The organism is Cupriavidus sp. PET2-C1, from assembly GCF_054515855.1.
This window is the reverse complement of record NZ_CM137259.1, coordinates 2,229,449-2,241,443: the sequence shown is the minus strand read 5'-3', so window position 1 is coordinate 2,241,443 and position 11,995 is coordinate 2,229,449. Positions and strand designations below refer to the sequence as shown.

The 11,995-nt window shown below is 61.8% G+C and carries 10 protein-coding genes and 1 pseudogene; 9 read left to right on the top strand and 2 right to left on the bottom strand.

Annotated elements, in window-relative coordinates; translation table 11 throughout:
- Positions 1–76 precede the first annotated feature (76 nt).
- Positions 77–970: a substrate-binding periplasmic protein gene (locus ACX12D_RS10135; protein ID WP_459371019.1), complete on the top strand. Its 894-nt coding sequence runs from the start codon at positions 77–79 to the stop codon at positions 968–970.
- 100 nt (positions 971–1,070) lie between these two features.
- Here the strand turns inward: ACX12D_RS10135 and ACX12D_RS10130 are convergent, their stop codons facing one another.
- On the bottom strand, positions 1,071–1,277 hold the full coding sequence (locus ACX12D_RS10130) for a DUF6494 family protein (protein WP_183031173.1): 207 nt from the start codon (positions 1,275–1,277) through the stop codon (positions 1,071–1,073).
- 76 nt (positions 1,278–1,353) lie between these two features.
- On the opposite strand from ACX12D_RS10130, the pseudogene ACX12D_RS10125 reads away from it, so the two are divergent.
- The 8 genes and pseudogenes from ACX12D_RS10125 to ACX12D_RS10090 all read left to right on the top strand — a co-directional run.
- A pseudogene (locus tag ACX12D_RS10125) lies at positions 1,354–1,580 on the top strand (PQQ-dependent dehydrogenase, methanol/ethanol family); the annotation flags it as partial.
- A gap of 428 nt (positions 1,581–2,008) precedes the next feature.
- Positions 2,009–4,483, top strand: a complete 2,475-nt coding sequence (locus tag ACX12D_RS10120; protein ID WP_459371018.1) for a type VI secretion system Vgr family protein — start codon at positions 2,009–2,011, stop codon at positions 4,481–4,483.
- Positions 4,484–4,492: 9 nt separating this feature from the next.
- Positions 4,493–5,404: a DUF4123 domain-containing protein gene (locus ACX12D_RS10115; RefSeq protein ID WP_459371017.1), complete on the top strand. Its 912-nt coding sequence runs from the start codon at positions 4,493–4,495 to the stop codon at positions 5,402–5,404.
- Positions 5,397–7,997 carry a T6SS effector BTH_I2691 family protein gene (locus ACX12D_RS10110; protein ID WP_459371016.1) on the top strand — a complete coding sequence of 867 codons (2,601 nt, stop codon included), beginning with the start codon at positions 5,397–5,399 and terminating at the stop codon, positions 7,995–7,997. Before ACX12D_RS10115 ends, ACX12D_RS10110 begins: the two co-directional genes overlap by 8 nt.
- Before the next feature lie 10 nt (positions 7,998–8,007).
- Positions 8,008–9,114 carry a DUF6708 domain-containing protein gene (locus ACX12D_RS10105; RefSeq protein ID WP_459371015.1) on the top strand — a complete coding sequence of 369 codons (1,107 nt, stop codon included), beginning with the start codon at positions 8,008–8,010 and terminating at the stop codon, positions 9,112–9,114.
- Positions 9,115–9,239: 125 nt separating this feature from the next.
- Positions 9,240–10,355 carry a DUF6708 domain-containing protein gene (locus tag ACX12D_RS10100; protein WP_459371014.1) on the top strand — a complete coding sequence of 372 codons (1,116 nt, stop codon included), beginning with the start codon at positions 9,240–9,242 and terminating at the stop codon, positions 10,353–10,355.
- Positions 10,352–11,008: a hypothetical protein gene (locus ACX12D_RS10095; RefSeq protein WP_459371013.1), complete on the top strand. Its 657-nt coding sequence runs from the start codon at positions 10,352–10,354 to the stop codon at positions 11,006–11,008. The genes ACX12D_RS10100 and ACX12D_RS10095 overlap by 4 nt, the downstream gene beginning before the upstream one ends.
- A gap of 18 nt (positions 11,009–11,026) precedes the next feature.
- Complete coding sequence (locus ACX12D_RS10090) at positions 11,027–11,305, top strand: PAAR domain-containing protein (RefSeq protein ID WP_459371012.1); 279 nt, start codon at positions 11,027–11,029, stop codon at positions 11,303–11,305.
- A gap of 279 nt (positions 11,306–11,584) precedes the next feature.
- Here ACX12D_RS10090 and ACX12D_RS10085 read toward each other — a convergent pair whose 3' ends face one another.
- Positions 11,585–11,896, bottom strand: coding sequence for a helix-turn-helix domain-containing protein (locus ACX12D_RS10085; RefSeq protein WP_459371011.1), 312 nt, complete (start codon positions 11,894–11,896; stop codon positions 11,585–11,587).
- Positions 11,897–11,995 lie beyond the last annotated feature (99 nt).

Here is an 11,995-nt window from a genome sequence, read left to right as displayed (position 1 = left end):
GGCTGCCCGCGCTTCGCCGGCTTCCCGTACCCCCCGGATTCACAACCACAACGATCAAAAAAACAGGAGACCTCCCATGCGCGCCAGCTCTTTTCGCGGCCTCGCACCCTCCATGCCAGTCCAGGCTGGCCTGCGTCGCCTGGCCGGCGCACTGCTGGCGGTTGCCGCGCTCGCCTGCGCCCAACCGTCGCTGGCCGATATGGCCAAGATCCGCCAGAGCGGGACCTTGAAGGTGGCCGTCTATAAGAGCCTGCCGCCATTCTCCACGGCCGCGGGCAACCCGTTGCCGGGCATCGACGTGGCGCTGGCGAAGGCCCTGAGCAAGCAGATGGGGCTGGCGGTGTCGCTGCTGCCGTTCGATGGCGACGAGAACATGTCCGACGACCTGCGCAACATGGTCTGGCGTGGCCATTACCTGGGCTATGGCCCGGCGGACGTGATGCTGCATGTGCCGGTGGACCGTGCGTTCATGCGTGCGAACGACAAGGCGCTGATCTTTGCGCCCTATCACCGCGAGATGTTCGTGCTGGTACACGACCGTGAGCGCGTCTCCGAGGTCCGGCAGCTAGGGGATCTGGCCGGGCAGCCTACCGGCGCGGAAGCCGGCTCCGCCGGTGCCAATGCCCTGTTGTCCGGGGCGCAGGGCGCGCTGCGCGACAAGGTGAAGATCTATCCCGGGCCAGACGAAACGCTGCGCGCGCTGTTTGCCGGCGAGATTGCCGCGGCAATGGTCACGCGCTCGCAATACGAAAGCGCGCTCAAGGCGGCCGGCCAGTCTGGCGCGCGTTTCGCCGCCGTGGACGTTGCTTCGCCGCTGCTGCCCGCGCGCGGCTGGGCCATCGGCATGGCGGTCAAGGCCGACGAGAGCGAGCTCGCCGAGTCACTGCAGAACGCGCTGGACGCGATCCGCCGCAGCGGCGAGCTGCAGCAGATCTTCGCGCAGTACGGGGTGTCGCTGCAAACGCCGTGAGGTTCTCCAGCCGTAGCATCGGCATTGACCGCGATCTGCATGGTGGCGCCAGGCCACCCTCGCAATACGCCATAGGGCGCCAGTGCATTGGCAAGTGGCGTCACTCGAGCTGAATCTCGCCGTCGAACCGGACCTTGACCTGCAAGGCGGCCAGCTCCAGCGTGACCACGACCGGGAAGCGTTCGGTTCCGGTGATGGTGCCGGCGGCGATCGCCTTGGACACCGCCAGCTCGATTTCCCGCTGCGAGCTCACGCCGACGACCTTGAGGAACTTGCGGATGCTGAGGTTGAAGGTTTCTTCGTTCATTGCGCTCTCCTGGCTGCTACCACAAGAAAAGACTAGGCGCTGAGCTGCGTTTTTGCTGCCTGACGTGGATCCGGCCTGCGTGGCCAACCATGGTGTGCCGGGGGTGGACAAGGCGGCGAACTCCCCAATCTGGCTTACGCCGGGTCCGGCCTGATCGAGAACCTGGGCAAGATCGCGTTCAACGGTCCCTTCGTACAGCAGGGCGTGCCGGATCTCACCGGCAAGCTGACTGCGCGGGACGTGGCGAAGATTCAGGCTGTCATCCAGGGTACGGCGAACGCAGTACGGCCAAAGAAGCCCTGAGCCGTATTGGGGCGCGAAAGCACCAGGGAAGGCTGCCAGCCGCAAAGGCCGTCGGCTGCCTCTGGGCGCTGGCCAACGCGAGCATCGGCGCGCGTACCCTTGTCATTCAACAGGCGGTGGATCGGCTCGACGCGCTTCGTGCTCGCTGCGGCCCCTGCAGGAATTGCAATCCAAAGAAGACGATTCGCTATGAGGAGCGCTTGGATGCGCCAACACTGGGCCACGCCCCATCGCCACGACTGGCGTGAGTCAAATGTGACGCATGATGACTGAGATTTATCTGAAAATGTACCTATATCGCCAAATATGGCAATATTTGACGATCGTGACGCATTTTTTGCAGATAACATCGCTTTCTGCTCCGCAGAAGGTGCTTCGCGCGTATCACGGGTGCCCTGCGGTAATCCTCATCTCAGGAGGCCACTCGCATGGGTATCCGCGACAACCTGCCGTTTTCCGCTCGTACTGTTACTGTCTCTGGCCCCGCCTTGCCGGAGATTCTTGGACAGTCCCCCTTCACCTTTGTGCGCATGGAGGGCAAGGAAGCCCTTTGCGACCTGTTCGAATATGAGATCGAACTCAAGACCGCCGACAAGGACTACAACTTTCGCGGTCCCGAAGGCAACTTCGATCTGCGCCAGATGAACGGACGCGAGTTGACCGTGCACATCGAACTGGATGGCATGGGCACCGGCATGGCGGGCGGCGTTGGTGCAGGGACGCGCGAGATCAGTGGCATCGTGGATAGGGCGAGGTACTTGCGCGCAGAGGGGCGGCACTTCGTCTATGGGCTGACGTTGCGTCCCTGGCTGTGGATTGCTTCGCAGAACAGGAACAGCCGCATTTTTGAGAACAAGACCGACATCGAGGTCATCGAGGAGGTGCTGTCGGCCTATTCTTTCCCCGTCGAGCGCAGGCTGGACGTGGCGAAATATCCCAGACGCACCTATCGCACCCAATGCGACGAAAGCGACTACATTTTCATTGCCCGTCTCATGCAGCACTGGGGGATCTCGTGGTTCTTCGAGCATTCAGAGTGCAAACACCGCTTGATTCTGGCCGACATGCCGGGGGGCTACTACCGCAACCCGAGCGAAGCCTATCAAACACTCGAAATCCACCCGCCCGGCGTCAAGATTGACGAAGAATACCTGGACAGCTTCACCGTGGTGGACGCCGTGGTCGCAGGCAAGTACACCACCAGCGCCTACAGCTTCACGCAGCCGCTCGGCGACCTGAGCGCCAGCAGTTCGGACCCGCGCGAGACCGGTTGGAACACCACAGACCTGCATCAGGAGGTCTACGACTTCCCGAGCGAGCACGCCCAGCCTGGCACCGACAACCGCCCGTGGGACGAAGGCGACATGATCGCGCGCATCCGCATGGAAGCGATCCGCTCAAAGGGGCTGCGTTGTTTCGGCGCAGGCAATTTGCGCTCGGTGATACCGGGCTGTACTACGGTCATCAAGGGTCACCCCCAGCAGGCGGCCAACCGCGAGTATGTGATTCTCGACGCGACGCTCAAGCTGGAGGATATCGCGCAAGCCTCCGGGGAAGGCCAGCGCTGGCACTGTCGCGTGGAGTTCGAATGCCATCCGACGCAGGAGATTTACCGGCCCGATTTGAGCATTCCGTGGCCGGTCGTCAGCGGCCCCCAAAGCGCGACCGTCGTCGGTCCAGAGGGACACGTCACGCATGTCGATGTCTATGGCCGCGTGCGCGTGCAGTTCCCGTGGGACCGCTTCAACAAGATGGCCTGCTGGATGCGGGTCGCCACGCCGTGGGCCGGTTCGCAGCATGGGCAGATCAGCATTCCGCGCATTGGCTCTGAGGTACTGGTGTCGTTCCTGGACGGCGGCGATCCCGACAAGCCGATCATCACAGCGGCCATTGCCAATAGTTCGAACATGCCGCCGTGGCGACTGCCAGATCAACAGGCACTGACCGGCATCCGCAGCCGCGAGCATGATGGCTCGCGCAGCAACCACCTCGTGCTCGATGACACCAAGGGGCAGATTCAGGCGCAGCTTTCATCGGACCACCTGACCTCCCAAATCAGCATGGGGTATCTCACCGGGATACCTGACAACACCGGGCGGCAGGACAAGCGCGGCGAGGGAATGGAAGCGCGCACGGACGGTCATGCTGCCTTGCGCGCGGCCTTGGGCCTGTTGCTCACCACCTACCGCCGCGACAAGGCCGAGGGCGGCATGATGAGCGTCGAGGACGTGATCGGGCTCATGCAGGAGGCGCTGACGCTGGCTGACTCGCTAGCAAAGAGCGCGGTCAACGGCCAGGCACAAACTGGCCAGCAGCAAGAGGTTGCCAAGGCCCTGCACCAGCAGGCCGATGCCGTCAAGGGCGGCGGAAAGCTGGCCGAGTTCCGCGAGCCCCATATCACCGTCGCCAGCCAGGCCGGCATCCTGACCTCCGCGCCGGGTAGCACGCATATTGCCAGCGGCGAACACATCGCGCTCACCAGCGGCCAGCACCTGTCGTTCTCGACCGGTGGCGGGATCTACGCGACAGCGACAGACCGCTTCTCGCTGTTCGTGCAGCAGGATGGCATCAAGCTATTCGCCGCCAGGGGCCCGGTCGAGGTGCAGGCGCAATCGGACGGCCTGGATCTGATCGCACAGAAGGTGCTGCGCATCCTGTCCACCACCGATTGGGTCGAGATCAGCGGCAAGAAAGGCATTCGCCTGAACGTGGGAAGCAGCGAAATCCGTATCACGCCGGAGGGCATCGAGAACCTGACGGACAGCAAATGGGCCGTGTACGCGGGCAGCAAGCTGTTGACCGGGCCGAAGTCGGCGTCCTATGCGATGCCTACCACGAAGATTTGCGCCCACCTCGCAGCGGGAGCGGCCGCCAGCGGTGCGGGCACCGTGCCGCTTCATTAAGAGGCGGACATGGCGAAATACACGACCGACCATCTGGTCGCGAAGCCTTGGCCGCGCATCTGGGAGTCAGGCGTACTGGTGCTGGACTTGCTGAACCACGATCCGGCGACGCTGGACCTGTCGGAACTGCCCTTGCAGGAGTGCCTGCCGGCCGGGATCGGCGACAACGCGCACCTCATGCCGTTGCTGCTGGACCTAACGCAGATCCGGCTCGAGGCGCGGCACGCATTGCTGCTGCATACCTGGCAAGCGGTCCAGCGCGGCGACCCGCCCGTCGTTTGTGCGTGGCTGCGAGGGCCAGCGGCCGTGAAGGATGTCGCCAGCCATTTGGCGGCGTGCCTGACCGGCACCGACCACGCCGAGGGACATGCCCTCTGGCGCTTCTACGATCCGCGCGTCTTCATGCACATGGCCTGGCTGCTGCGTCCGGCGCAACTACAAGCGTTGTTCGGTCCGTGCGAGACTTGGAGCTTTGTCTGGGCGGGCGGCTGGTACGAACTCGAGAGGCCGCAATCACAGGCACACCCAGATAGTGCCGATCCCCGGCCCTGGTGGCCGGATGCGACCCAATGGCCGACGGTTATGCAGACCACCGATATCGAACAAGTGTTGCTTCGTCTGGCGGGCAACGCCAAGCCATCCATTACGCAGGCACCCAACGTGGACCGGCTGCTGCGATTTGCAGCCGCGGAATTGCACGTGTCAAGTGACCTGGACTGCCGGCACTACGCCACCTATGCCGCTGCCCTTGGTCAGCCCTTCGAGAACCACACGAAATTGCAGGCATTGTGGCCGGTCGTCGCCAGCGGCGAGATGACCCTGCGCCAGGCGCTGGCCCAATTGTCCTCCGACGATTGGCAACTCATGACGATCATGGCGGAAACCGCCAGGAAGACCGTAAGCACGCCACACCATGGATAACGCCAAGTATTTTGCGGATCAATTTACGCCGCCCGTCAAGGGTTGTTCGTTCTGCCACCATCTGCCCGGCTTGGCAGTTCTGCCGGTGCGGTATGCCGTGGTCGGCCCGGAGGGCAAGCAAGGCGCCCCCGCCTTGTCTGGCAATTTCAAGATCGAGAACGCGCCGGCCCAGCTTGGCGGCGGTGCGCAGTACACGCTGCGTGTCATGCGGCCGGGCTTTCTGTACGTGTTCCACGAAGCCTTGCAACATTGGGATTGCTATCTCGTGCTGAATGGCGGGCACCTGTGGAAAATCATCCCCGAGCGCCCAGCGCCGCCCAGGACGCCGACCGAGTTCTTTTGCAGCGTGGGCTTCGGTCACGCCTACACGTCGATGTACTTCACGATTCCCGACCCGAAGCACGCGACGACCGTCTGGTATGCCTACTCGCATGTGCAGTGGACCCAGGCGCAACTGGATGACAACAAGAACCGGCCAGACCTGCGCAAGAAGCACATGCAGTCTCTGTATGTGAAGGCATGGATGGGCAGCCATAGCCAGGCGCATGCGGCGCGCACCACAGAACTGGTCAAGAGCGTTGCAACATTTGCCATGCAACCCCAGCCCTACGAAGAGGCGTTCCGATATCTGAGCGCTCCACCGCGGACAGGTGCCGGGAAGCGGGTGGACCTGATCGGCGCCACACCTGGCGCCATCCTCAACGAAGCCATGGAACGCACCTCGCCCGGTGACGCGATGATGCTGGCCTTCAACGATCCGCTCGGCATTGCAGAGGACCTGGGCAAACTTACCAATCCGAAGCTGCATCCGAAGGCCAACAATGGCGTCATCCGGGACAAGGCAACCGATCTGTTCCTGAATACGCTTGAAAAGAACATTCGCGCCAACGCGGAGGCGCAGCACACGAAGGAGGCCGAGGCGGCCGCTGCTGAGGCGGAGCGCACGGCGACCACACCAGACGGATTTCCAACTTACGAGCTCTTTCAGGCTGTGTTCAACGGCAAGGCGACGGCCGAGCGCTGGAAGCGCGAAGACGCCGCGCGGGAGGCCACGCGCCTTGGGAGATTGAAGACCGCCAGCGATGCCGCCTGGAAGCCTTATGAAGATGAACTGGCGCCAGGCAAGCGCCACCAGGACCTGGCGCCACGGCTCAAGGCACTCAACGAGAATGTGCTCGCACCTATCGCGGCTTCCCTCGCACAATGGCTCGTGAGCCTCCAGCTTGCCGCCTACATGCAATACCGCCATGACAAGCTGGAGCTGCCGCATGGCTATGTCTACAACGAGTCGCTGACCCGATGCCTGGAAAATGCGCTGGATACCGTGGAATGCCGCAGGGTGGTCCAGCGCTGGTTCAATGACGCGAATCCGGAGAACCACAGCAATCTGCTGGCGCGTGCGCTGATGCTGGACCACAAGCCCATCATCGACACCGTGCCGGACCCGACCGACCAGGGATATGGGGCCATCTTCGGTATCCTGAAAAGCGGCATCGACAAGATGGACGTCACGGCACAGGGCCTCACCCTACCGGAAGCGCTGGCGAAGATGGGCCTGGTGCCACGCCTGACGTGGATACTTGCTGATCAGATCATTCCAACTCTGGCCAACAAGGCGGGCTCGACTTCCGCCCGGTTGGCCTTGTATGGAATGAGCCTGTTCAGTGGCGTGCGGCTGGCTTCCCGTACCGCGAGTTTCACGCAGATCCGCGCTATGGTGCTGGCGGATCTTGAGGCCTTCAACCCAGCCCTCTACAAGCAATTAGGCCGAACCCAGCGCCGCGAGGAAGCTGCGGCCTGGGCGCGACGGGCCAGCAGCAAGCTCAGGCAAAGCGCGAACCTGGTCTGGTTCAGGACCGGGGATCTGGCGAATAATGCGGAACTTGGCGCAATCAGGCTGCGCACGGAAAACGACGTACCCGGCGTGCGACAAGTCAAGGCAGTCCTGGGCTCCCGTTTCGTGAACGTTGGCGCGGTCGCCTGCATCCTGCAAGGGCTGGCGCTCTACCACGCCACGCAATCCTTCCGCGCCGCCGGCGAATTCGATGAGGGGGAAAAAGGCTCCAAGCTGATCGGCGGCCTGGTGGCCATGGCCGGCATCGTCGCCGAACAGGCGGGTGTCGCGTTGGAAAAGGCACCTACGCATCCACTGGTTCAGCGCATCATGCGTTCGCAGCCAAAGGCGGAGTGGGTTTCGACAGGGAAGCGATTGGCTGTGAAAGGGCGCTGGATCGGCTTTGCTGGAGCGGTGGTGGGCGTGGGGTGGGATACCTATCATGCCTACGATGAAAAAAGCAAAGGAAACATGACTCTCGCAGTTTTGTATGCGGTATCAGCAGGCTCTGGGACCGCAGCAGCCGTTATTCCTCTGGCAACAGAAGAACTCTTGGCTTTTCTGGTTGGTGTCCCGAGTTGGCCATTTCTCGTAGTGCTGTTCGCCGTGAACGTGGGCATCCTGGTGCTCGATGATCCCGCCACCCTCAAATGGGCGACGCGCTGCCACTTCGGCAAGGCGCCCGCCGGCGAACGCTATAGCAGCCTGGAGGCAGAGTCGGCGGCGTTTGTGCAATTGGGCCTCAAGGACAGCAAATAGAGATCGCACCATGAAATTTCCGACCAAAGATGAGCGCACGCCGTTTTACTTCCGACAAACGGGCAAGCCGTTAGGGGCGTGGGAGTTGCAACATCGCGTGTATATCGACAAGCCTGCTAGCGAGGACGTGCTGGAAAGCGGCAACGTCTATCGCATTGATTCGACTTGCCTGGAGATCACTGACGAATCGCAGACGCGCATGCAGAATGTCGGGATGCTCTGCATGATCTGCTCGGTAGCGACGATACTGTTTCTGGGAATGGCCGGGATGTTTGCTACAGCGCCCTATGACTTGTCCGCTGAAGTCATGGCCCGAAAGGGCAACTGGTTCGGCGTGATATTTGGCACGATATTCTGTATTTTCGTCGCGGGCTTTTTCGGCCTGCTGGCCTTCGATCCGATGCGCCGCAACCTGTTCACCCTGAAGCGGCGGCCCATCCGGCTGAACCGGAAGACCCGGCGCATCTATGCCATGCGCACCAAGGACCGCGATGGCATGTGGGAAGTGCCCTGGAGCAATACGGAGTTCTTCTGCATCGGTCACCGGCGCATGGGCGGCCTGACGCGCGCCTATGACATGTACGACATTCGCCATTACCAGCTCGACGAAGATGGCAATGTAATGCGCGCCTTCGTCCTGGGTCAGTTCGTTTTTACGCTGGAGCAGGCCTGCGCCCAGTGGGAATACTACCGCCGCTACATGCAGGAAGGGCCTGCCGGGTTGCCCGAACCGCACCGTTTCTGGGCGCCGAACGAGAGCTTCTGGGAAGGGGTCAAGATTTGCCGGGAAGACAATGTCGCCGGTGTTCTTTCCACATTTTCCGATCTCGTATTCTCGCCATTCATCCTGCTCGATGCGATCTGCCGCTGGCTGATCCTTGCCACCTGTCGCGATCCCGTCTGGCCACCGGATATTGAGGCCGCCTGCGAGCCGGAACCCAACGATCCCTACGCACGCCCTTACGCTGATGATTACATTGGATTCGCTAGTGGTGCATACGCCCAACCTTCGGAGGCGGACCGGGATCGTATGTTCGCCCAACTCGAAGCAAGGCGGCGTGACGGGGTACTAACGCGCGACGAAGCTGAAGCGCTGCTGCGCAAGAGGGCTGGATGACAACTACACGCTCAAATAGGCGGCACGCGGCTGCGTCGACAAGGTGCTTGCCCGCGAGCCCTATGGCAAGCCGGAGGCACGAGTTCGCGCAACTTAGCCTCAAGAATGTCGGGTAGGGATCGCCGATGAAATTCCCGACCAAGGATGAGCGCACGCCGTTCTATTTTAGGCAGACCGGAAAGCCGCTGGGGAAGTGGGAGCTGGAACACCGACTGTCCATTACCCGTCCCGCCATTGAGGAAGCCGTGGAGTACGGCAACGTATATCGTATCGATTCGACTTGCCTGGAGATCACGGATGAATCGCAAATGCGGATACAAAACGTGGGAATGCTTTGGTTGATCTGTTCAGTACTCACCGGTCTATTCCTTCTCCTTGGCGTGCTCGCAGCAACGAGTCCGTTCAGAGATAGCGCCGAAATGATGGCAAAGGGCGGATATTGGCCGGGCACGATTATCGGTGCGTTGATAGCCTTGTCCGCTGCCGGCTTCTTCGGCCTGCTGGCCTTCGATCCGATGCGGCGGAACATGTTCACGCTGAAACGCCGCCCGATTCGGCTGAACCGCAAGACGCGCCGCATCTACGCCATCCGTACCAAAGGCCCCGGCGGCATCTGGGAGGTGCCATGGAGCGAGGACGAGTTTTTCTGTGTCGGTCACCGGCGCATGGGCGGACTCTCGCGCGCCTATGATATGTACGACATCCGACACTACCAACTTGATGCGCAAGGCAACGTGGTGCGGGCCTTCGTGCTCGGCAAGTTCGTCTTCACGCTCGACCAAGCTTACGAGCAATGGGAGTACTACCGGCGTTACATGCAGGACGGCCCCGCCAATCTGCCTGAGCCGTATCGTTTCTGGGCAGCACGGGAAACGTTCTGGGAGGGCTACAAGATTTGCGCAGGGGGGAAATCGTCTGGGCTGTTCTTGAACTTGACAGACGTCATTTTTGCGCCTTTCGCCCTGCTCGACGCCTTCGCCCGCTGGCTCGTGCTCGTTACGTGTAGCAACCCGGTGTGGCCGCCGGAGATTGAGGCAGCTTGCAAGCCAGAGCCCAACGATCCCTACGCCCGACCGTATGCCGACGATTACATTGGCGTACCAGGTGGACCCGATGCCAAGCCATCGCGAGAAGACCTGGCGCGGGTGTGGGAGCTGGAGCCGCAGCGCAGGCGCGAAGGCGCCCTGACTCGTGCGGAGGCGGAAGACCTGATCCGGCAGCAGACGGAGGCCACGGCATGACGACCATCACAACGCCGCCTACGCTTTATTGCGTGCGTGTCTCGGACCGGTTGGCCAACGGCAATGAAAATGCGCGCCTGCTGGCGATGCAATGGGAAGGTGAAATCATGCTGACGACCTACCTGTCGCCGCTCGATGCCATGCTGCACTCGTCGCGCAGGGGCAAGGCGTCGTCAAGCACGCACACCCACGTTCGGCTGGATCATCTTGACCCGGGTTGGCTCAGGCTAGCCCGCGCGGATGGTTTTGTGCGTGTGGAGGTTATCTGCGGCTTTTGCGCGAAGGATGAGCATCTGATCATGGGACCGCGCGGCGGGTTGCAGGCATATAACATTCCTGATGCTGTGCATGCTTACCCAGTTGGGGAGAGTGTATCGCTGCGCACCAGTCTTGACGTTTGGCGAGAGGTCGATCTCATCTTCGAGAGCGCGGGGTTGTTTGCGTGGCAGGAGACCGTTGCCAGCCAGAGCATGTGGGATGCAGAGCGATACCACCGCGCGGTGAAAGAAATGTGTTGGTCGGCAAAGGATTTCCGAAGTGATATCGATGTGCGCGACATGAACCAGATTGCCGTATTCGATCCAGAGGCTGGCGCATGGCATTTTGTGCCACGCGTTTCGCGCGAGGCGGTCAGTGGTGAGACGGCGGAATAACCAGAAGGCGGAAATGTTATGGCAAAGAAGCTCATCAAGAAGGGCGACAAGACCACCCATGGCGGCGTAGTTATCACCGGCTCAGAGAACGACTTGCTGGACGGCGAGCCAATAGCGCGCTTGGGCGACCTGGTGGACTGCCCGGCCAAGTACCCGGATGGCCGGCCTCACGGTATCAACAAGATCATCGAGGCCAGCTCGGATCTGATGCTGGATGGCGGTGAAGCCGCCTGCGAGGGCGACGGAACAGAGTGCGGCTGCATGCTGATTGCCAGTTCGGATGCATCGGCGGGTTAGAAGCGGGCGGTGGCGCATACCTGTTGGTGACACTCGCTGAGTTGATCTTGTTGCTAATTGTCATCGCTATCGTGGCCGTTATGGTATCGGGCATTGATGCGGCAATCTGGCAATCCGTCTGAAGAACAGGCCGGGTCCAGCCACGGTGGCGCTCGGGCGCCCTGGTGCTGGCACGCGGTGTCGCCGCCGATGAAGCGGGTCGCCGCCGGCGGCACGACCGTCGTGTCCATCCCTCGGGTTGGCGCCAGAGCCGCTTTGGCAACGGTTGCACTTGCGCGCCTATCGCTCCCTGGGTTTGTAGGCGCGCTTGCGGACTTCGCCTCGCGCAGACAGCGCTTCACTTGATGGCAAGGTATCCGGGAAGGCTGCGTCCAGGCTGCCGATCATGCTCAGTGCTCGCATCACCTTTACCAGTGTGGATACGCGCACATCCCGTCCGGCCTCCAGGTCGCCCAGAGCGGTCCGGCCGATCCCGGCGCGTTTGGCCAGGTCCTCGATCGTGATGTTGCGTTCTATGCGCTTGGAGCGCAGGCGGGCACCGATTTCAGCTGCGATTTCATCGCCCGTCGATGTGCTTCGAATAGCAGGCATAACGTATGATCTTGTGTCATTGCGCCCGGAAAGGCGATCCTATCGTAGGGTCCGGCATCCAGGGGGCATCGCATGCACGGTTTTTGCGACGCGAAACGC

Excerpts from the sequence above, each read along its gene's own strand:
- ACX12D_RS10135 (WP_459371019.1), top strand. The coding sequence starts at position 77 with ATGCGCGCCAGCTCTTTTCGCGGCCTCGCACCCTCCATGCCAGTCCAG.
- ACX12D_RS10130 (WP_183031173.1), bottom strand. The coding sequence starts at position 1,277 with ATGAACGAAGAAACCTTCAACCTCAGCATCCGCAAGTTCCTCAAGGTC.
- ACX12D_RS10120 (WP_459371018.1), top strand. The coding sequence starts at position 2,009 with ATGGGTATCCGCGACAACCTGCCGTTTTCCGCTCGTACTGTTACTGTC.
- ACX12D_RS10115 (WP_459371017.1), top strand. The coding sequence starts at position 4,493 with ATGGCGAAATACACGACCGACCATCTGGTCGCGAAGCCTTGGCCGCGC.
- ACX12D_RS10110 (WP_459371016.1), top strand. The coding sequence starts at position 5,397 with ATGGATAACGCCAAGTATTTTGCGGATCAATTTACGCCGCCCGTCAAG.
- ACX12D_RS10105 (WP_459371015.1), top strand. The coding sequence starts at position 8,008 with ATGAAATTTCCGACCAAAGATGAGCGCACGCCGTTTTACTTCCGACAA.
- ACX12D_RS10100 (WP_459371014.1), top strand. The coding sequence starts at position 9,240 with ATGAAATTCCCGACCAAGGATGAGCGCACGCCGTTCTATTTTAGGCAG.
- ACX12D_RS10095 (WP_459371013.1), top strand. The coding sequence starts at position 10,352 with ATGACGACCATCACAACGCCGCCTACGCTTTATTGCGTGCGTGTCTCG.
- ACX12D_RS10090 (WP_459371012.1), top strand. The coding sequence starts at position 11,027 with ATGGCAAAGAAGCTCATCAAGAAGGGCGACAAGACCACCCATGGCGGC.
- ACX12D_RS10085 (WP_459371011.1), bottom strand. The coding sequence starts at position 11,896 with ATGCCTGCTATTCGAAGCACATCGACGGGCGATGAAATCGCAGCTGAA.